Annotated in this window: 15 protein-coding genes; 6 read left to right on the forward strand and 9 right to left on the reverse strand. The window is 72.9% G+C overall.

From position 1 onward, the window contains the following. Positions 1–144 precede the first annotated feature (144 nt). Positions 145–855, forward strand: a complete 711-nt coding sequence (locus tag BMX74_RS20740; protein ID WP_091102248.1) for a class I SAM-dependent methyltransferase — start codon at positions 145–147, stop codon at positions 853–855. A gap of 35 nt (positions 856–890) precedes the next feature. On the opposite strand, the gene BMX74_RS45735 is transcribed toward BMX74_RS20740, so the two are convergent. Continuing rightward, on the reverse strand, positions 891–1,016 hold the full coding sequence (locus BMX74_RS45735) for a hypothetical protein (protein WP_256257050.1): 126 nt from the start codon (positions 1,014–1,016) through the stop codon (positions 891–893). Between the two features lie 341 nt (positions 1,017–1,357). On the opposite strand from BMX74_RS45735, the gene BMX74_RS20745 reads away from it, so the two are divergent. Together BMX74_RS20745 and BMX74_RS20750 are read left to right on the forward strand one after the other, a co-directional pair. After that, a complete protein-coding gene (locus BMX74_RS20745; protein ID WP_143078706.1) occupies positions 1,358–2,035 on the forward strand; it encodes a polysaccharide deacetylase family protein in 678 nt (225 codons plus the stop codon). Between the two features lie 20 nt (positions 2,036–2,055). Next, positions 2,056–3,660, forward strand: a complete 1,605-nt coding sequence (locus BMX74_RS20750) for a hypothetical protein (protein ID WP_143078707.1) — start codon at positions 2,056–2,058, stop codon at positions 3,658–3,660. Between the two features lie 77 nt (positions 3,661–3,737). On the opposite strand, the gene guaA is transcribed toward BMX74_RS20750, so the two are convergent. Together guaA and BMX74_RS20760 are read right to left on the reverse strand one after the other, a co-directional pair. Further along, a complete protein-coding gene (gene guaA, locus BMX74_RS20755; protein WP_091102252.1) occupies positions 3,738–5,285 on the reverse strand; it encodes a glutamine-hydrolyzing GMP synthase in 1,548 nt (515 codons plus the stop codon). A gap of 108 nt (positions 5,286–5,393) precedes the next feature. Then, on the reverse strand, positions 5,394–6,887 hold the full coding sequence (locus BMX74_RS20760; protein ID WP_055506453.1) for a DUF885 family protein: 1,494 nt from the start codon (positions 6,885–6,887) through the stop codon (positions 5,394–5,396). 54 nt (positions 6,888–6,941) lie between these two features. Between BMX74_RS20760 and BMX74_RS20765 the strand changes: the two genes are divergently transcribed. Next, entirely contained in the window at positions 6,942–7,682 is a 741-nt protein-coding gene (locus tag BMX74_RS20765; protein ID WP_236714996.1) for an N-acetyltransferase, read from the forward strand. A 118-nt stretch (positions 7,683–7,800) separates the two neighbouring features. Here the strand turns inward: BMX74_RS20765 and BMX74_RS20770 are convergent, their stop codons facing one another. From BMX74_RS20770 to BMX74_RS20785, 4 genes are all read right to left on the reverse strand, one after another. Then, positions 7,801–8,772, reverse strand: a complete 972-nt coding sequence (locus BMX74_RS20770) for a PLP-dependent cysteine synthase family protein (RefSeq protein WP_091102254.1) — start codon at positions 8,770–8,772, stop codon at positions 7,801–7,803. A 24-nt stretch (positions 8,773–8,796) separates the two neighbouring features. Next, the gene (locus tag BMX74_RS20775; RefSeq protein WP_055506450.1) at positions 8,797–9,537 is read right to left on the reverse strand and encodes an MBL fold metallo-hydrolase; all 741 of its coding nucleotides are present in this window, start codon (positions 9,535–9,537) and stop codon (positions 8,797–8,799) included. 95 nt (positions 9,538–9,632) lie between these two features. Continuing rightward, on the reverse strand, positions 9,633–11,321 hold the full coding sequence (locus BMX74_RS20780) for an FAD-dependent oxidoreductase (RefSeq protein ID WP_091102256.1): 1,689 nt from the start codon (positions 11,319–11,321) through the stop codon (positions 9,633–9,635). After that, the gene (locus BMX74_RS20785; protein WP_091102258.1) at positions 11,318–12,823 is read right to left on the reverse strand and encodes a succinic semialdehyde dehydrogenase; all 1,506 of its coding nucleotides are present in this window, start codon (positions 12,821–12,823) and stop codon (positions 11,318–11,320) included. The genes BMX74_RS20780 and BMX74_RS20785 overlap by 4 nt, the downstream gene beginning before the upstream one ends. A 73-nt stretch (positions 12,824–12,896) precedes the next feature. On the opposite strand from BMX74_RS20785, the gene BMX74_RS20790 reads away from it, so the two are divergent. Both BMX74_RS20790 and BMX74_RS20795 read left to right on the forward strand, forming a co-directional pair. Beyond that, entirely contained in the window at positions 12,897–15,059 is a 2,163-nt protein-coding gene (locus BMX74_RS20790; RefSeq protein ID WP_177227451.1) for a serine/threonine protein kinase, read from the forward strand. 80 nt (positions 15,060–15,139) lie between these two features. Then, positions 15,140–17,134, forward strand: coding sequence for a beta-propeller domain-containing protein (locus BMX74_RS20795; RefSeq protein WP_091102262.1), 1,995 nt, complete (start codon positions 15,140–15,142; stop codon positions 17,132–17,134). 32 nt (positions 17,135–17,166) lie between these two features. Here BMX74_RS20795 and BMX74_RS20800 read toward each other — a convergent pair whose 3' ends face one another. Beyond that, positions 17,167–18,903, reverse strand: coding sequence for a glycerol-3-phosphate dehydrogenase/oxidase (locus BMX74_RS20800; protein WP_091102264.1), 1,737 nt, complete (start codon positions 18,901–18,903; stop codon positions 17,167–17,169). Positions 18,904–18,992: 89 nt separating this feature from the next. Then, positions 18,993–19,763 carry a DeoR/GlpR family DNA-binding transcription regulator gene (locus BMX74_RS20805; RefSeq protein ID WP_055506444.1) on the reverse strand — a complete coding sequence of 257 codons (771 nt, stop codon included), beginning with the start codon at positions 19,761–19,763 and terminating at the stop codon, positions 18,993–18,995. Positions 19,764–19,861 lie beyond the last annotated feature (98 nt).

The following is a 19,861-nucleotide window of genomic DNA, read 5'->3' on the forward strand; positions in this document are numbered from 1 at the left end:
AGCGGAGGCGGCGGTTCCGGCGGGGTGGCGCCGCGACCGTCTGCCGCCCCCTCGGGACGCCCCTCGGCACGCCCCCTCGGCACGCCCCTCGGGGTGTTCCGTCCCCCTCCCGTTCTTTCCATCCCTCCCTTGCAGGAAGCCGTCATGGAGATCACTGAGATCCGCCGACTGATCGACCTTGAGGACACCCACTGGTGGTTCCGGGAACGCCGGGCCGTTCTCCGCGCCGAGGTGCGCGGGCTGGGCCAGGCGCGCAGCCGTCCTGGACGGGCCCTGGACATCGGCGCGGCCGGCGGTGGCAACACGCGGGTGCTGGCCGAGGCGGGCTGGGACGCCACGGCCGCCGACCCGTCCGAGGAGGCGGCAGGAGCGGCCAGGGCGCGCGGCCTGACCACGGTGCGGGCCGACGCGCGGGCCCTGCCGTTCGAACCGTCCAGCATGGACCTCGTGACCGCGTTCGACGTGCTGGAGCACGTCCAGGAGGACTACCTGGTGGCCGAGGAGATCGCCCGCGTGCTGCGGCCCGGCGGGCACGCGCTCATCGCGGTGCCATGCGACATGACGCTGTGGTCGGCGCACGACGCGGCGGTGGGGCACGTACGCAGGTACGGACGTGATTCGCTGACGGTCGTGGTGGAGCGGGCCGGCCTGGAGGTGGAGCGGGTGTGGAGCTGGAACGTCCTGCTGCGGCCGTTCGTGGCGATGCACCGGCGCCGCTCGGCGGGCAGCGACCTGCGCCGGATGCCCGCGCTGGTCAACGCCGGCCTGTCGGCGGTGGTGCGGGCCGAACGGTACCTCCCGGTCAGGTCGCTGAAGGGCGTGACCCTGTTCCTGCGCGCCCGCCTCCGCCGCTAGCGGCCCGCCCGGGAACGTTGACCCGGTGATCGATCTCACCCGGTCAAACCCACCAGGCCGTCGGTCAGCGGCACGGCCTGGTGCGCGGCCATGGTCACCTCGTCGTCGCCCACGTCGGCGTAGAGGTTCCAGTCGCCCCTCGGCAGGCGGACCTTCGCCACGCCACGCCGGCGGGGGTGACGACGACCCGGTCGCCGGTGAGCGACCAACCCACTGCCTGGGCTCATGCGCACCTCTCCGACGGTTGAAGATCGACACGAGGTATCACCGCTGGGCGGCTACGGCGTTCATGACGTTCCTCCAGGCCTCTCCTGAAACGCGCCCGCAGAGCCGGACACCTGCTGGGCCGTGCAGGCCGTTGCTGGAGGGCTCCTGGTGAGGGCAGGCGTCTTCTCGGGGTCGGTGAGAGGCCGGCGCCCGGCGGGACGGCCGTGCGTCACGGGGTTCGCGGGCGGACGGGCGTGGAGCGCGGGCGCGCGGGTTTGGCCCTAGGCTGTCGCCTGTGTTGATTCACGCCATGCTCGCGGCTTCGCTGGCCTTCACCGCGGCGCCCGCGACCGACCAGCGGACGACGATCGACTGTGCCCGGGTGAAATGCCTGGCGTTGACCTTCGACGACGGGCCGGGCGATCACACCCCCGCGCTGCTCCGGGTGCTGCGTGAGGAGGGCGCCAAGGCCACCTTCTTCCTGGTGGGCAAGCAGGTGGAGCGGCGTCCCTCGGTGGCCAGGCAGGAGGCGGAGGAGGGGCACGCCGTCGGCAACCACACCTACTCCCACCCATGGCTGACGTCGCTGCACGACAACGAGATCCTGGAGGAGCTGCGTACCACGCAGGCTCTGATCGCCGACGCCACGGGGCGGCGCCCGACGATGTACCGTCCGCCGTACGGCGAGACGGACGAGCGGGTGCTCGGCCTGGCCGACCAGCAGGAGCTGGCCCAGATCCTGTGGACGGGCACCACGCTCGACTGGAAGCTGCGCGACGCCAAGAAGATCAAGGCCGCTGTGCTCAGGCTGGCCGAACGTGACGGGGTGATCCTCATGCACGACACCGTCCCGCAGACGGTCCAGGCCATGCCGGAGATCGTCCGGGAGCTCAAGAAGCGCGGCTACCACCTGGTGACCGTGCCGACGCTGATGCGCGGCAAGGGGCCGAAGGCTGGAGTGAGTTACTTCTAGCCGGGCAGTCCCCTGGAACGATGCTGAGCGACACCATGAGAAAGCCCGTGCCGTGGGTGGCGCTCGCGACCTTCGCGGTCGTCCAGGGCGTGCTGGCCTGCTGGTGGGCCGCGTTCCACCCGGGGCTGTTCAGCCGCGACTCGGTCCTCTACCTCAGCCACACCATGGTGGGGCCGTGGGTGAGCGACCACTCGGCGCTGTACGACGCGCTGGTGTGGCTCAGCTTCACCAGGACCGGCGACCTGGGCGCGGTGACGCTCGGGCAGACGACGGCGATGGCGGCGGCGCTGACGTACCTGGCGCAGTCGCTGAAGGCGATAGGCGCGCCGCGCCTGCTGACGACCGTGGTGGCGATGCTGCTGCCGTTCGCCCCCACGGTCGGGGCGTTCACCGTCACCCTGTGGAAGGACGTTCCGTTCACCGTCTGCGCGGTGGCGATCGCCGGGGTGTGCGCGCGGATGGCGGCCAGGCGCGCGGTGACGGTTCCGCTGCTGGTGTCGCTCGGCGTGCTGATGACGCTGCTCGGGCTGTTCCGCGCGAACGGCTTCCTGGTCGTGGGCGTGGCGGTGCTGGTGCTGCTGACGGTCGTCGCGTCGGGGCGGCTGCGGCTGCTGCTGACGGGCGTGCTGGCGGCGGGCCTGCCGCTGCTGCTCACGAACGTGGTGCTCCCCCACGCCGGCATCCAGGCCCCGTCGAAGACGTACGTCTACCACACCGCCTTCGGCGACATCGCGGTCGCCTACCGGGAGCGTCCCGACCTGTTCACCGATCGGGACAGGGCGCTCATGGAGGCGGTGGCGCCGCTCAGCCGCTGGTACGAGGGCGGCACCTGCTACACGATCAACCCGCTGATCTGGCGGCGTGACTTCAGCTGGCCGCAGGCGGACGCGCACGCGAGCGAGCTGCTCGACCTGTGGAAGCGGCTGCTGTTCGCCGACCCGAAGGTCGTGGTGGACGCCCGCCTCTGCCGTGGCGCGATCGCCTGGCGGCCGGTGCAGGACGAGTGGGCGGTCGGAGGGCAGACGTACCGGTTCTCGCGGCGGCCGAACGCCGACACGTACGTGGGGCCCACGAAGGTGCCGGACTTCCCTGGCCGTTCGGTGTTCTCGCTCAGGCCGCTGTCGCCGGAGCTCAACCGGGTGGCCGACCCGTGGCTCACGAACGCGCTCGCCCCGCAGTACGACTGGGTGCTGTGGCGGGGCGCGGCGTGGGCGTACCTGGCGTACCTGGCGGTGGCGCTGGGCGCGCTGGCTCTGCGTAACCGCTGGGTGGCCGGGGTGGCGGCGGTGGTGGCGGGGCAGCAGCTCGCGGTGCTCGCCAACATCTCGGCACAGGACTTCCGTTACATGGCCGCGCCGATCGTGATCGGGGCGATGCTGGTGCCGCTGCTCCTGGGCGCGCTGGTACGGCCACCGCTCGCCCTCGTCCGCCGCCTGACGTCACGGCCCCGCCCCTCAGGAGACGACGACCGGCCCGCGCAGCCGCCACCGGAGCCGCAGCGGGGAGGGCCGGACGCGGACGCCGACCGCGAGGGGACGGACACGGCGGAGGCCCGGCCGACCGAGCAGACGCAGCAGCCTCCGCACGTCTCCGACAGACGCGCCCTCGGCGAGGACGACCAGTAGGCGAGCGGGCGCCGTGCTGCCGGGGCGGCGCGCTGCCCGCGCCGCCCTGACCGAGGAGGAGAGCACCGAGCGGGCGCCTACTCCCACTCGATGGTGCCCGGAGGCTTGCTGGTGACGTCGACGACGACCCGGTTGATCTCGCGGACCTCGTTGGTGATGCGGGTGGAGATGCGGGCCAGCACGTCGTACGGCACCCGCGCCCAGTCGGCGGTCATCGCGTCCTCGGAGGTCACCGGGCGCAGCACGACCGGGTGGCCGTAGGTGCGGCCGTCGCCCTGGACGCCGACGGAGCGGACGTCGGCGAGCAGCACCACCGGGCACTGCCAGATCTCCCTGTCGAGGCCGGCGCGCGACAGCTCTTCGCGGGCGATGGCGTCGGCCTCGCGCAGGATGTCGAGGCGGTCGCGGGTGACCTCGCCGACGATGCGGATGCCGAGGCCGGGGCCGGGGAACGGCTGGCGCCAGACCATCGCGGGCGGCAGCCCGAGCTCCTCGCCCGCGCGCCGCACCTCGTCCTTGAACAGGGCGCGCAGCGGCTCGACCAGCTCGAAGCGCAGGTCTTCAGGGAGGCCGCCCACGTTGTGGTGGGACTTGATGTTGGCGGTGCCGGTGCCGCCGCCCGACTCGACGACGTCGGGGTAGAGGGTGCCCTGCACGAGGAAGTCGACGGGGCCGTCGGCCAGGATGGCGCGCTGCTCGTCCTCGAAGACGCGGATGAACTCGCGGCCGATGATCTTGCGCTTCTCCTCGGGGTCGGTGACGCCCTCCAGCGCCTTCAGGAACCGGTCGGAGGCGTCGACGACGCGGAGCTTCACGCCGGTGGCGGCCACGAAGTCGCGCTCGACCTGCTCGGCCTCACCCTTGCGCAGCAGGCCGTGGTCGACGAAGACGCAGGTGAGGCGCTCGCCGATGGCGCGCTGGACGATGGCGGCGGCCACCGCGGAGTCGACGCCGCCGGACAGCGCGCAGATGGCGCGGCCGTCGCCCACCTGGCGGCGGACCGCCTCGACGGAGTCCTCGACGATGTTGAGCATCGTCCAGGTGGGGCGGCAGCCGGCCGCGTCGAGGAAGTGCTTGAGCACCGTCTGGCCGTGCTCGGAGTGGAGCACCTCGGGGTGGAACTGCACGCCGTACAGGCCGCGCTCGGGGTGCTCGAAGGCGGCGACCGGGGTCTCGCCGGTGGAGGCGGTGACGGTGAAGCCCTCGGGGGCGGCGGCGACGCTGTCGCCGTGGGACATCCAGACCTTCTGGGTGGCGGGCAGCCCGGCGAAGATCACGCCTTCGCGCAGCACGTCGAGGGTGGTGCCGCCGTACTCGGCGACGCCGGTGCGGGCCACCTCGCCGCCCAGCGCCTGGGCCATGGCCTGGAAGCCGTAGCAGATGCCGAACGTGGGCACGCCCGTGGTGAACAGGCCCGTCGGCACGGCGGGGGCGCCCTCGGCGTAGACCGACGACGGGCCGCCGGACAGGATGATCGCCTTCGGGTTCTTGGCCATCATCTCCTCGACCGACATCGTCGAGGGGACGATCTCTGAGTAGACGTGGCACTCGCGCACCCGCCTGGCGATGAGCTGTGCGTACTGTGCGCCGAAGTCGACGACGAGCACTGTGTCGAACTCTGACACCGAGAGAACCCCCCAAAGGCGAATGCGGTGACCTCAGTGTATCGGCCCCCGCATTCACCAGGACCTCCCGTACCGGCGCCGCGGAACCTCAGCAGCCCCGTAGGTCGGCTACAGCACCGCGTCGATCAGGCCCAGGGGCGGGGCGCCCAGGTCGAGCAGGGCCTTGTGGAAACGCTGGACGCTGAACCCGGCGCCCCACTCCTTCCTCGCCCGCTCACGCAGGTCGAGGATGAGCAGCTTGCCCCAGGTGTAGCGGCCGTAGGTGGGGTCGAACGAGGCCCGGCGCGCCTCGGACAGGGCCGCGGGACCGGCCAGGTGGGTGTCGGAGGCGAACCGCCGGGCGCCCTCCTCCACCGTCATCTGCCCGGTGTGGACGCCGATGGCGCAGGCCAGCCGCGTGACGCGGATCAGCGCCTCCACCCAGACGCCGATCTCGAAGCGCGGGTCGTCGGGGGCGAAGCCCTCCTCCACGCACAGCTCCTCGGCGTAGTGCGCCCAGCCCTCGATGAACGCCGCGGACTGCAGCAGCCGCCGCACGTCGGAGGGGGCCCTGCGCAGCGCGCGGGCGTGCGAGAAGTGGCCGGGGGCGACCTCGTGCACGTTGATCGCGGGCAGCGTGGTCGCGCTGAACACCTCCAGCCACTCCTCCTGCTCCTGCTCGGGCCAGGACGGGTCGGGCGGGGTGATGTGGTACCACGACGGGCCTTCCGGCTCGCCGGGGCAGTTCCACGACATCATCGCCATCGCCCAGCGGCGCGACTCGGGCGCCAGGCCCACCAGGCACTCGCCGTCGTGGTACGGCACGAGGTCCTTCTCCCTGGTGAACGCGATGGCCCGCTCGGTGCCCACCCTGGCGGCCTCGATCACGCCGTCGGGGCCGGGGTGGTCCCTGACCAGCTCGCGTACGACGTCGAGCGGCGGCCTGCCGCCGTGCCCCAGCTTCTCGCAGGACTCCGTGAGCAGCGCCGTGAGCCGGTCGCGCTCGGCGTCGGCCCGCTCGGCCAGCCTGCCGAGGTCCACCGGCAGGCCCTCGCCGGCGCCCATCAGCCTGGCGAGCGCCTCGCCGCCGAGCGCCGCGTCGGGGTCGCCCTCGGCGGCGGCCCGCTCGACGTGCGCGACGAGCCTGCCGTGCGCCTGGAGCGCGGCGTCGTCCGACACGCCCGCCGCCAGGCCCTTCACCGCGCCCAGCAACGACTGGGCGACGGGCGCCGCGACCCGGTCGAGCGAGGCGACGGCGCACTCGACCGCCTCCGGCCACAGCGCGAGGTGCGCGGCCCTGGCGGCGGCCCGCTCCTCCTCGGGGCCGTAGTCGCGGTCGTAGCCGGCCAGTTCGAGGTTGGACAGGTGGAGGAGGGGGTTGCGGCGGTGCAGCTCCAGCTCGCCGAACTGGACGCGCAGGCTCTCCTCGAACACCTTGACGTGCTCGGCGTCGTGGGGGTCGGCGGGCAGGTCGCCGTGCCCGAGCCGGTCGAGCCCGGCGCGCACGCCGTCCGGCGAGAGGTCCTGGATCCTGCCGTCGTACTCGTGCCTGCCGCCTGCTTCGCGGGCCTCGGCCATCAACATGTCGGTGATGGCGCGCAGCCTGGCATCAAGGTCCGTCATGTGGCTGACGTTACTCTTTCACGCCTTCGTCTTGACCAGTGGACAATGATCGTCATGTTGCGGATCACGACGCTGGCGGAGCGGCCGGAGTTCGGGCCCGGGTTGTGGGACATGGAGACCGGCTGGGAGGAGTTCGTGCTCCACGACCCCCTCGCGGACCTGTTCTACTCCGTCGCGGTCACGACCTACCCGGAGTACGTGCTGGTGGCCGACGACGACCGGGAGCCCGGCAGGCTGGTGGCGCGGGGGTGCATGATCCCGTACCGGACGGACGGCGACCCGATGCCCGACGACGGGTGGGACGGCGTGATCAGGGCCGGGTGGCTGACCGGGGAGACCGGCGCGGAGGCCGACCGGATCTCGGCGCTGGAGATCACGGTCAGGAAGGACCTGCTCGGCACCGGCCTGTCTCCGCTGATGGTGGCGGCCATGCGGGAGCACGCGGCGCGGCGCGGCTTCGCCGAGCTGGTGGCGCCGGTGCGGCCCAACAGGAAGCACCTGGAGCCGCGCACCCCCATGGCGGAGTACGCGTTCCGCACCCGCGAGGACGGCCTGCCGTACGACGCGTGGCTGCGGGTGCACGTACGGGCGGGCGGGACGATCGTCAAGGTGGCGCCGCGCTCGATGGTGGTGCCGGGGACGCTGGCGGAGTGGCGGGCGTGGACGGGCCTGCCGTTCGACGAGACGGGCCCGGTCGAGGTGCCGGGGGCGCTGACGCCGGTGCACTGCGCCGTCGAGCACGACCACGCGGTGTACGTGGAGCCGAACGTGTGGGTCTCGCACCGGCTGCGGTAGAGCGAACGGCCGCGGCTCGTGCCTCCGGCCGCGTCAGGGCGAGCAGGCGCGGGCTCAGCGGCGGCGACGTGAGCTACGTGAGGGCGAGCAGGCGCGGGCTCAGCGGCGGCGACGTGAGCTACGTGAGGGCGAGCAGGCGGGCCTCGTGGGGGCCTGGGTCGAGGCCCTTGGCCGCCGCCCACCGCGGGTCGTGGCACCCGGCGAGGTGGCGGTCGTGCGCGTCGCCGACGAGCGAGACGATCGTGCCGGTCTCGCCGCGTGCCGCCATGCGGCCGGCGAGCTCCAGCGCCGCCCACAGGGCGGTGCCGGTGGACGGGCCCACGGGCAGGCCGGTCACGGCCCTGACCCGGCGGGCCGCGGCCACGCTCGCGGAGTCGGGAACGGGGATCACCAGGTCGACGAGGTCGGGGCGGAAGCCCGGCTCGACGCGCGGCCTGCCCACCCCTTCGACGCGTGACGGCATGCCGGTGGAGTAGTCGGGCGCGTCGAGGGTCCAGCCGGGGAAGTACGCGGAGTGCTCGGGGTCGGCGACGGCGACGCGGCAGGACAGGCCATGCTCGCGCACCCAGCGGCCGAGTGTGGCCGAGGTGGCGCCGGTGTGGGCGCCGGTGACCACCCAGTCGGGGCGGACCTGGGCGAACAGCTCCTCGGCGAGGTCGTGTTCGGCGGCCCTGCCGAACTGGTCGAGGAAGTGGCCTTCGACGCGCCTGGCGGCGTCGTAGATGGCCAGGGGTGGGGTGACGAACCTGCACTCGCCGCCGAGCGCCTCGACGGCCCGCGCCCGCTCCTCGCTGCGCCTGCCCGGCATGACGACGACGTAGGGCAGGCCGAGGCGCCGCGCGAACCACGCCTGGGCGGTGGCGGCGTTGCCGCCGGTGGCCTCGACCACCGTGCCGCCCTCGGTGACGAGGCCGTCGAGCACGGCGCGGCGGAACAGCGCCCTGGCGTGCCGGTGCCGCAGGCTGCCGGTGGGGTGGGCGGACTCGTCCTTCAGCAGCAGCCTGACGCCCGGCGCGCGCACGGGGAGCTCGATCAGCGGCGTGGGCGGGCCCGCCGCCAGCGCGTCGAGCGCCTTCTCGGCCCAGGTCATGCCCGCAACGATGGCAGAGGCGGATCAGCGGATCACGAGGTGTTCGCCCGGGGCGAGCAGGTTCAGCTTTCCGCCGAATCCCGCGAACGCCTTCTCCAGCGTCTCCCTGCCCTGCGTGAAGTGCGTCCAGTGCTCGAAGTGCAGCGGCACGACCTCGCGGGCGCCGAGGATCTCGGCGGCCGTGGCGGCGGCCTCGCTGGTCAGCGTCAGGTAGTCGGCCACGAGCGGGGTGCGGGCGGCGCCTGCGAACAGCACCGCGACGTCCACCGGGCCGACCCGTCCCGCGACGGCGCGTACGACGTCCAGGGAGGCGTTGTCGCCGCTGACGTACACGGTGGGCAGGCCCTCGCCGCTGAGGACGAACCCGGTCACCTCGCCCACCAGGTGCTCGCTGCCGTCGGGTCCGTGCTGGGCGGGAACGGCGGTCACCCGTACGGGGCCGACGTCGGCGGCGGTCCAGGCGGGCAGGGCGCGGACGGGGCCGCCGAGGCGGGCGGCGGCGGAGCCGGTGGAGAGCGCGAGCGGGACGGACCGCAGGTACGCCCGGCCGGCGGGGTCGAGGTTGTCGGGGTGCTGGTCGTGCGAGAGCAGCACGGCGTCCACGGGGCCGACGTCGGCGGGGCCGAGCGCGGGGCCCGCGGTCTTCGTCAGCACGCGGGCGCCGACGGGGAACTCGCCGGGCGGGTCGAACGTGGGGTCGGTGAGCAGCCGGACGCCGCCGATCTCGATGACCGCCGTGGGCCCGCCGATGTAGCGCATCTCCATGCCCAGCTACGACATTCCGGGACATTTCCTTATTCCACCGGGAAACCGGCCCACGAGCCGCACCCCCGAGACCCGGCGGTGCCGCCCGGCCGGGCTCAGCGGCGGAGGGCGGCGGGGGCGTCCTCAGGGACGGCAGGGTGGCGGGGGGCGATCGGGGTCAGCCGGACGTAGGCCCCGCCGAGCGGCGGTCGCGGGTCGGGGTCGCCCGCGTTCGGCCAGAACGACATCGCCCGCTCGGCCTGCGCCGTGATGGTGAGCGAGGGGTTCACGCCGAGGTTCGCCGACACGGCCGAGCCGTCCACGACGTGCAGCCCCTCGTGCCCGTACAGGCGGTGGTAGGGGTCGATGACGCCGGTCCGCGGCGAGTCGCCGATGGCGCAGCCGCCGAGGAAGTGCGCGGTGGTCGGGACGTCGACCAGGTCGAGCCAGGTGCCGCCGGCGATGCCGCCGAGCTGCGCGGCGGCGTGCCGCACCGCCTCGTGCCCGGCGGGGATCCAGGTGGGATTGGGCTCGCCGTGGCCGGGAGAGGAGCGCAGGCCGCCCCAGCGGGTGCCGCGCACGGTGATCGAGTTGTCCTTGGCCTGCATGACCAGCGCGATGACGGTCCGCTCGGACCAGCGGCGCAGGTCGAGCAGGCGCAGCGCGGCGGCAGGGCGCGCGGCCACCTCCCGCGCGAAGGCGCGCCACCTCGACCGGCCGCCGCCCTCGCCCCCGGCCGCACCACCGGCCGCGCCGCCGTCCACGAGCAGGGTGCGCAGCAGGCCCATCGCGTTGGAGCCGTCGCCGTAGCGCACCGGCTCGATGTGGGTCTCGGCGTCGGGGTGGATGGAGGAGGTGATGGCCACGCCCCTGTTGAGCTTCTCGCCGCCCCGCTCCTGGCGCTCGGCGCCGAGCAGCGCCTCGGAGTTGGTCCTGGTCAGCACGCCCAGCCTGGCCGACACGCGGGGCAGCGTCCCGTTCCCGCGCAGCCGGTGCAGCAGCCGCTGGGTGCCGTACGTCCCCGCGGCGAAGACGACCTGGCGGGCCCTGAACACGCGCCGCCGGGTGAGCGAGCCGGTCCTGCGGGCGAGCACCTCGTAGCCGCCGCCGGGCAGCGGGCGCACCGACGTGACCGTGCACTCGGCGTACACCCTGGCACCGGCCCGCTCGGCCAGGTACAGGTAGTTCTCGGTGAGCATGTTCTTGGCGCCGTGGCGGCAGCCCGTCATGCACTCGCCGCACTCGACGCAGCCGCGCCGGGCGGGCCCCGCGCCGCCGAAGTACGGGTCGACGCCGTCCTCGCCGAAGTACACGCCGACGGGCGCGAGGCGGAAGGTGTCGCCGACGCCCATGGTGTCGGCCACCCTGCGCATGATCCGGTCGGCGGGGGTGAAGGTGGGGTTCACGACCACGCCGAGCATCCGCCTGGCCTGGTCGTAGTGGGGCGCGAGCTCCGACTTCCAGTCGGTGATGCCCGCCCACTGCGGGTCGCGGAAGAACGGGTCGAGCGGCTCGTACAGCGTGTTGGCGTAGACGAGGGAGCCGCCGCCGACGCCGGCGCCCGCGAGCACCAGCACCCGGCTGCCGCGCTCGCCCCGCAGCAGGTGGATGCGCTGGATGCCCTTCATGCCGAGCCAGGGCGCCCACAGGAAGTCGCGCGCCTGCCAGGAGGTGGCGGGCAGCGTGGACTCGTCGAAGCGCCGTCCGGCCTCCAGCACGCCGACGCGGTAGCCCTTCTCGGTGAGCCTGAGCGCGGCGACGCTGCCGCCGAACCCCGACCCGATCACGAGGACGTCGAAGGTCACTTGAGCCTGAGCCTCCGCATCGTCTTCAGCGTGGTCGCGAGCACGCCCGCCCACTTCTCGTACGGCATCCCGGCCGGCGCGTCGAAGCCCAGCCAGGACGCCTGCGAGGCCACCGTCTGGGACTCGGTGTAGCGCAGCAGCCCCTCGGCGCCGTGCCTGCGGCCCAGCCCCGACGCCTTCATGCCGCCCATCGGCGCGTCGTAGGAGGCGTAGGCCGAGGCGTACCCCTCGTTGACGTTGACGGTGCCCGCGTTGATCCTGGCGGCCAGCGCCCTGCCGCGCCGCGTGTCGGAGGTCCAGACGGAGGCGTTGAGCCCGTAGCCGGTGTCGTTGGCCAGCTCGACCGCCTCGTCGTCGGTGGTGAACGGGTGGAGGGCGACGACGGGGCCGAACGTCTCCTCGCGGCACAGCCGCATCTCCTCGGTGACGCCGGTGAGCACGGTCGGCTCGTAGAACAGCGGGCCGACGTCGGGCCTGGCCCTGCCGCCGGTGAGGACGGCCGCCCCCTTGGCCACGGCGTCGTCCACGTACGCGCTGACGGCGTCGAGCTGGCGGCGCGAGGTGAGCGACCCCATGTCGGCGGACCAGTCGCGGCCCGCGCCGAGCCTGAGGTTCGCCGCCTGCGCGGCGAGGCGGGCGGCGAAGGAGTCGAACAGGGAGGCGTGCACGTACAGGCGCTCGACGGACAGGCAGAGCTGCCCGGCGTTGGTGAAGCAGGCCCTGAGCGCGCCCTGGACGGCCCTGTCGAGGTCGGCGTCGTCGAGCACGAGCATCGGGTTCTTGCCGCCGAGTTCGAGCGAGCAGCCGACGAGCCGCTTGGCCGCCTCCTCGGCGATCTTCCTGCCGGCCCGGGTGGAGCCGGTGAACGCGACGTAGTCGGCGCCGTCGAGCAGGGCGTCGCCGATGTCGGCGGGCTCGCCGAGCACGACCTGCCAGATCTGGCGGGGCATGCCCAGCTCGGCGAGCAGGTCGATGGTCCACAGGGTGGACATCGCGGTCTGGGTGTCGGGTTTGTGCACGAGGGCGTTGCCGGCGAGCAGCGCGGGCACCGCGTCGGTGACGCCGAGCGAGAGCGGGTAGTTCCACGGGGAGATGAGCGCGACGACGCCCTTGGGCCTGCGCAGCTCGCTGACGCGGGTGGCGACCGGGAAGATGCCCTTGCGGGCGCGCGGCGCGAGCAGGCGGGACGCGCGGCGGGCGTAGTAGAGCGCGCAGCCGGCGACGTCGAGCACCTCCTCGAAGGCGTGCTTGCGGGCCTTGCCGGTCTCGTCCTGGACGATGTCGAGGATCTCGTTCCTGCGGTCGAGTATCGCGTCGTGCAGGAGAAGGAACGGCCTGGCCCGCTCGGCGGCGGGGCGCGCGGCCCAGTCCCGCTGCGCGGCCCTGGCGGCGGCGTAGGCCGCGTGCACGTCGTCCGGGGCGGAGACGGGCAGCTCGGCGATGGGTTCCCCGGTGAAGGGGGCGGTGATGACCCGGGTCTCTCCGCTGGACGTCACATGCATGTCCGAAGGATATTCCGGATTGCTACTCGCCGGTAGTTTTTGCGGATCCGCCGCATGGGGACACAATCCCCTCATGCCATCCTTCGCTCCGCTACGACCCGGAGATCCTCAGAGGCTGGGGGGCCTGGATCTCCTCGGCAGGCTCGGCGAGGGCGGCCAGGGCGTCGTCTATCTGGCCACCGACCCCGCCGGCACGCAGGTGGCGGTCAAGTGGCTGCGGCCCGACCTGTCCGGCGACGAGGTCAGCGTCGAACGCTTCCTGCGCGAGGTGCAGGTCGCCCAGCAGGTGGCGCCGTTCTGCACCGCGGCCGTCCTCGGCACCGGGGTCGAGCAGGACCGCCCCTACATCGTCAGCGAGTACATCGAGGGGCCGTCGCTCCAGCGCGTCGTGCAGGAGGAGGGGCCGCGCGCGGGAACGGTCCTGCACCGGCTGGCCATCGGCACCGCCACCGCGCTCGCCGCGATCCACCAGGCCGGGATCGTCCACCGCGACTTCAAGCCGGCCAACGTCATCATCGGCGCCGACGGCGCGCGGGTGATCGACTTCGGCATCGCCAGGGCGCTCAACGCGACCTCGACGATCAGCAGCATGGTCGTCGGCACGCCCGCGTACATGCCGCCGGAGCAGATCATGGGGCACCAGGTGGGCCCGGCGGCCGACCTGTTCGCGTGGGCCAGCACGATGATCTTCGCGGCGTCGGGCCGGGCGCCGTTCGGCAGCGACACCATGCCCGCCGTCATCAACCGGGTGCTCAACTCGCAGCCCGACCTCGGCGCGCTCGACGGCACGCTGCGCGAGGTGGTGGCCGCCTGCCTGGCCAAGGACCCGGCGCAGCGGCCCACCGCGGAGCAGGTGCTCATGCGCCTGCTCCAGCACCCCGTCTCCAACACCGGGCCCAACTCGGGGATGCTCGCGCAGGCCGCCGCCGCCGCGGCGCCCGCGCCGCTCCCGCCTCCCCCGCCGCCGCCCCATCAGCAGCACCCGCACGGGCCCGCCTACCAGGGGCCGCCCAGCATGCCCGGCCAGTGGCCTCCGCAGCCGCCGTACGGGCAGCTGCCCACGCACCCCGGCTCCTACCACCCGCAGCAGCCGGGACGGCCCAGGAAGAGCCGGGCGCCGCTCGTCGCAGGCATCACCATCGCCTGCGCGTTACTCCTGCTCGCCGGCGTCATCGTCGTCGTGAGCATGGACAGGTCCGGCCGCGTGACCGCCGACCCGCCCGCGACGACCCCCTCGGCGGGGCGCACCACGCCGCAGCGCACCACCCCCTCGCCGTCCCCCACTCTCGGCCCGGTGCCGGAGGAGGGGCCGAGGAAGCAGCTGCCCGGCGGCGCGATCGGCCTGTTCGAGACGCCCGGCGACGCGATCGTGCTCACCTCGTACGAGATCTACGACAAGGCCAACGACGACTGGATCGACTACGCGAGGGGCCCGGAACGCGGCGCCTTCACCAAGTACGCGGCGAACTGGGAGTCGCTGGTCTCCCCCGGCGGGCGCTACCTGGCCACCCGCGGCCGCAGCTACAGCTCCGACGACTACGACTTCGTCGTGATCGCCGACCGGCGCACCGGCGACCGCAAGACCGTCAAGACGGTGAAGGAGCCGATGGTCAGCACGATGCGGGCGTGGTCGAAGGACGGCACGAAGATCCTGCTCAACGTCGAGAAGAAGACGGGCGACAAGACCTGGGTGTACCTGGGCGTCGTCATCATCGACGCGGTGCAGGGAGAGGCGAAGACCATCATGATCGACGATCCCGCCGTCCGCACCACGCCGTACGGCTGGGACGGCGCCGAGCAGGGCGTCGTCAACGTCTACGACATGGCGGGCAAGACCGGCGCCGGCGAGGAGCCCAAGAACGTGGGGCTGCGCTTCTTCGGCGCCGACGGGAAGAAGACGCACGACGCGCCGGGCGTCGGCACACTCTCGGCCGGCACGCAGGACATCTTCTCGATCTCGGGCGAGCAGTTCGTCACCGACTGCCCGAACGGCGGGGACGGCGACCACTGCCTCTGGGACTCCGCCACGGGCAAGCGGGTGCGCAAGTTCTCCTCCGACTGCGACAAGGTGCTCGGCTGGTACGACGACGCCCACCTGTACTGCTGGGAGCAGGACGCGCCGAGCAAGGACGAGGTCCAGGTCATCGACCTGAAGGGCAACCAGGTGCGCAGGCTGCTCGAGGTGCCGAAGAGCATGGACTTCAGCCCGGTGTTCACTGTCAACAGACCCTCCTGAACCACCGAGCCCCCACGGCCGTCGCTTTCACCCCCGAAAGGACCTTTGAACCATCGGGCTCGCGGCGCCGTCATGAGGGCATGAAGACGCTCATCCGTACGGCCGCGGCCGCCGCGCTCCTCGCGGCGGTCACGGCCTGCACCTCCGCCCCCGAGGGCAGGCCGGCTCTCCCGAAGGTCGATCTCGGCGCCGTACGCCTGGTGTCCTACAGCGGCTGCGACGAACTGCTGACAGGGCTGCGGGAGCACGCGGCCGAGAACACGGGACCCTGGGGCTTCGGCAACGCGCCGATCATGTACACCATGGAGGCGCGGTCCGACGCGCGGGCCGAGGCGAAGAGCACGACCAGCACGCCCGAGCACTCCACCACGAACGTGCACGAGGCGGGCGTGGACGAGCCCGACCTGGTCAAGACCGACGGCAACCGGGTCCTCACGGTCGCGGGCGGCACGCTGCGGGTCATCGACACGGCGAGCAGGAAGGTCACCGGGTCGCTGAAGCTGACCAAGGACGGCGAGGCCACGTTCGTGCCCGCCGACCTGCTGGTCTCCGGCGACCGCGCGCTGGTGATGTTCCGCGGCGGCGGCGACGTCATGGTGAAGTCGTTCGCGCCGCTGGGCGACACCCGCTACGTCCTGGTCGACCTGGCGGGAGAGCCGAAGGTGCTGGCCACGGTCAAGCCGCAGGGCACGTACGTGGACGCGCGCATGGTGGGCTCCACCGTCCGCCTGGTGACCCGTGCCCAGCCCGACATCACGCTGCCGCAGCCCGGCCCCGACGACACCGAGGCCAAGCGCACGTCGGCCAACCGCGCGGCGGTGCGCAAGGCGCCGCTGTCGGCGTGGCTGCCGACGGTCGAGATCACCGACGCGTCGGGCAGGACGCGCAAGGACACCATGAAGTGCGAGCGGGTCAGCCACCCGGCCGACTACACGGGCACCTCGCTGCTGGCCGTCCACACGATCGACCTGGCGCGCGGGCTGGACGCAGCGGGCACCGACCCGATCGGCGTGGCCGCCGACGGCGACACGGTCTACGGCACCGGCACCAGCCTGTACGTGTCCAGCAACCCGCGCTGGTGGTGGCCGATGCCGATCGAGGACGCCGTGGCCCCCGCGGACGAGCCGACGCCCCCCGAGCCTGCGCCGGGCGAGCCGGACCCGGTGGAGCCCGACCCGTCGGCCAAGCCCTCGCTCTCGGAGGAGCCGGTGCCGTCCCCGACTCCCCCGGCGGAGGAGACGGAGATCCACCGCTTCGACATCTCCAAGCCGGGCGCGCCCGCCTACGTGGCGTCGGGCAAGGTGCCTGGACGGCTGCTCAACCAGTACGCCCTGTCGGAGTACGACGGCCACCTGCGGGTCGCGACGACGCTCGCCTCGGCCGACGGCAAGGACAGCTCCAGCAGCGTGTACGTGCTGAAGTCCGACTCGCTGGCCAAGGTCGGCGAGGTGGGCGGCCTGGGCAGGGGCGAGCGGATCTACTCGGTCAGGTTCGCCGGCCCGGTGGGCTACTGCGTCACGTTCCGCCAGGTGGACCCGCTCTACACGCTCGACCTGCGCGACCCGGCCGCCCCCAAGGTGACCGGCGAGCTGAAGATCACCGGCTACTCGGCGTACCTGCACCCGGTGGGCGAGGGCCGGCTGATCGGCATCGGCCAGGAGGCGAGCGCGAAGGGCAGGACGCTCGGCACGCAGGTGTCGCTGTTCGACGTCAGCGACCCGGCCGCGCCGCGCAGGCTCGCCCAGATGTTCCAGAAGGACTCGGGCTCGGAGGCCGAATGGGACCCGCACGCGTTCCTGTACTGGCCGAAGACGGGCCTCGCGGTGCTGCCGATGTACGCCTGGGGCGCGAACGGCGACGAGGTCGGCGCGGTGGCGCTGCGCGTGAGCGAGTCGGGCATCGAGCGGCTCGGCATGATCAAGCATCCGCGCCGCGCCCAGGAGGGCGGCGTCTACCAGCCGGGCATCCAGCGCTCGATGGTGATCGGCGACGAGATCTGGACCCTGTCGTACGACGGCATCCAGGTCAACGACCTGGCGACGCTGAAGTCGAAGGCGTGGATCCCGCTGACCTGATCAGCGGGTGAAGCGGCCGGCCGGAGCGCCCGTCATGGGCGCTCCGGCGTGGACAGGGGGACGATGTCGGGCGCGCCGAGCCGCATGGCGTCGGCCTCCTGGTCGGTGTCCTGCTCCTGGGAGCGGCGTTCGGCCTCCACGCGCTTGGTGAAGTACTCCACCTCCCGCTTGACCTGGTCGTCGTCCCAGCCGAGCGGCCCGGCGAGGAGCTCGGCCGCCTCCTGCGCCACCGCCAGCCCCCGGTGGAAGGTCTCGATGGAGATGTGGGTGCGCCGGCTGAGCACGTCGTTGAGGTGGCGGGCGCCCTCGTGGGTGGCGGCGTAGACGACCTCGGCCCGCAGGTAGTCGTCGGCGCCGGTGAGCGGCCTGGCCAGCGACGGGTCGCGGGCGACCAGGTCGAGCACCTCGTGGATGAGCGAGCCGTACCGCTGGAGCAGGTGCTCGATCCTGGCGACGTGCAGGCCGGAGCTCTGGGCGAGGCGGTGCCTGGAGTTCCACAGCGCCTGGTAGCCCTCGGCGCCGGCGAGCGCGATGCGGTCGGTGCACGAGCGCGGCACCCGCTGGTCGAGGCCGTGCGCGACGGCGTCCACGGCGTCCTCCGCCATGACCCGGTACGTGGTGTACTTGCCGCCCGCGATCATGACGAGGCCGGGCACCGGCTTGGCGACGACGTGCTCCCTGGACAGCTTGGACGTCTCCTCCGACTCGCCGTACAGCAGGGGGCGCAGGCCCGCGTACACGCCTTCCACGTCGTCGCGGGTCAGCGGCACCGACAGCACGGCGTTGACGTGGTCGAGCAGGTAGTCGATGTCGCTGCGCGACGCCGCGGGGTGGATCTTGTCGAGGTTCCAGGCGGTGTCGGTGGTGCCGATGATCCAGTGCCGCCCCCACGGGATGACGAACAGCACCGACTTCTCCGTGCGCAGGATGATCCCGGTGTAGGAGTGGATGCGGTCGCGCGGGACGACCAGGTGGATGCCCTTGGACGCCCGTACGTGGATCTGGCCGCGCCCGCCCACGAGCTCCTGGATGTCGTCGGTCCAGACGCCGGTGGCGTTCACGACCTGCCTGGCGTGCACGTCGAACTTCTCGCCGCTCTCCATGTCGCGCACCCGCACGCCGGTGACCCGGTCCCCCTCGCGCAGGAAGCCCACCACGCGGGCCCGCGGCGCGACCATGGCCCCGTACGTGGCGGCGGTGCGCAGCATCGTCATCACGTACCTGGCGTCGTCCACCTGGGCGTCCCAGTACTGCACGGCCCCGGTGAAGGCGCGTCTCTTCAGCGCGGGCGCCAGGCGCAGCGCCCTGGCCCTGGACAGGTGCCGGTGTCCCGGCATGCCCCTGGTCAGCCCGGCCGTGTAGCCGAGCACGTCGTACAGGGCCACCCCGGCGCCCACGTACGGGCGTTCCCACAGGTAGTGGGTCATGGGGAACAGGAACGGCACCGGGCGGACGAGGTGGGGGGCGATGCGCTGGAGCAGCAGCGCCCGCTCGCGCAGCGCCTCGCGGACCAGCTCGAAGTTGAGCTGCTCCAGGTAGCGCAGACCGCCGTGGACGAGCTTGGACGAGCGCGACGACGTGCCCGAGGCGAAGTCCCTGGCCTCGACCAGGCCCACCGCGAGCCCCCTGGTGGCGGCGTCGAGCGCGATGCCGGCGCCCACGACGCCTCCGCCGACGACCACGACGTCGAGTTCCTCGGCCGCCATCTCCTCCAGTGCTGCCGCGCGTTCCGCGGGCCCGAGCCGAGCCACGCCCCTTCCCGCCGTCATAAGTCCCCCCGGAGTGGGCCAAATCGCCTGCCTGGGATACCTACCCGTGGCCGCCGCGCCCAGTAACGCCCCCCTGGTGGCGGGCCCGCTCAGGCGCGGATGACGCGGACGCCCGCGTCGGTGAGCCGGTGCGCCAGGGCGTCGGACAGCCGGGCGTCGGTGACGAGCGTGTCGATCTCGGACAGCGGGCAGATGCGGGCGAACGCCCGCTTGCCGACCTTGGAGGAGTCGGCCACGACCACGACCCGCTGCGCGCGGCTGATCATCAGGTGGTTGACGCTGGCCTCGCCCTCGTGGTGCGCGGACGCGCCCAGCTCGACGTCCAGCGCGTCGACGCCGAGGAAGGCGATGTCGAGCGTCACCTGCTCCAGCACGCCGGAGGCGAGCGGGCCGATCAGCTCGTACGACTGCTGCCTCGCCACGCCGCCGGTGACCACGATCTTGACGTGCCGGCGGACGGTGAGCTCGGAGGCGATGTTCAGCGCGTTCGTGACGACGGTGAAGCCCGACTCCAGTGTGGCCAGCGTGGCGAGGGCGCGGGCCAGCTCGGAGGTGGTGGTGCCGCCGTTCAGGCCGACGACGGCGCCGGCGGGGACCAGTTCGGCCGCGGCGGCGGCGATGCGCTGCTTCTCGTCGGCGTGCCTCGCGGTCTTGTAGCGCAGCGGCAGGTCGTAGCTGACGCTCTGGGCGACGGCGCCGCCGCGGGTGCGCATGAGCATCTGCTGCTGGGCGAGCTGGTCGAAGTCCCGGCGGATGGTGGCCGTGGAGACGTCGAGCGCCTGCGCGGCCTCCTCGACGGAGAGCCTGCCCTCCTGCGCGAGGAGTTCGAGGATGGCGTTCCATCGGTCGTAGCGGGACACCTGGCCTCCTGCTCTGGGATCCGGGACAGGTGCAAGCGTGGCACACGCCACGGTACGCGGCGACCTCTGCCCATAAATGTTCCTTTCTGGTATAAAAG

Source organism: Nonomuraea pusilla (assembly GCF_900109355.1).
GTDB lineage: Bacteria > Actinomycetota > Actinomycetes > Streptosporangiales > Streptosporangiaceae > Nonomuraea > Nonomuraea pusilla.

Bases quoted from the DNA above. Each gene is read 5' to 3' on its own strand.
- BMX74_RS20760 (WP_055506453.1), bottom strand. From the start codon at position 6,887: ATGACGGACCTTGATGCCAGGCTGCGCGCCATCACCGACATGTTGATG.
- BMX74_RS20765 (WP_236714996.1), top strand. From the start codon at position 6,942: ATGTTGCGGATCACGACGCTGGCGGAGCGGCCGGAGTTCGGGCCCGGG.
- BMX74_RS20785 (WP_091102258.1), bottom strand. From the start codon at position 12,823: ATGCATGTGACGTCCAGCGGAGAGACCCGGGTCATCACCGCCCCCTTC.
- BMX74_RS20790 (WP_177227451.1), top strand. From the start codon at position 12,897: ATGCCATCCTTCGCTCCGCTACGACCCGGAGATCCTCAGAGGCTGGGG.
- BMX74_RS20800 (WP_091102264.1), bottom strand. From the start codon at position 18,903: ATGACGGCGGGAAGGGGCGTGGCTCGGCTCGGGCCCGCGGAACGCGCG.
- BMX74_RS20740 (WP_091102248.1), top strand. From the start codon at position 145: ATGGAGATCACTGAGATCCGCCGACTGATCGACCTTGAGGACACCCAC.
- BMX74_RS20795 (WP_091102262.1), top strand. From the start codon at position 15,140: ATGAAGACGCTCATCCGTACGGCCGCGGCCGCCGCGCTCCTCGCGGCG.
- BMX74_RS20750 (WP_143078707.1), top strand. From the start codon at position 2,056: ATGCTGAGCGACACCATGAGAAAGCCCGTGCCGTGGGTGGCGCTCGCG.
- BMX74_RS20770 (WP_091102254.1), bottom strand. From the start codon at position 8,772: ATGACCTGGGCCGAGAAGGCGCTCGACGCGCTGGCGGCGGGCCCGCCC.
- BMX74_RS20775 (WP_055506450.1), bottom strand. From the start codon at position 9,537: ATGGAGATGCGCTACATCGGCGGGCCCACGGCGGTCATCGAGATCGGC.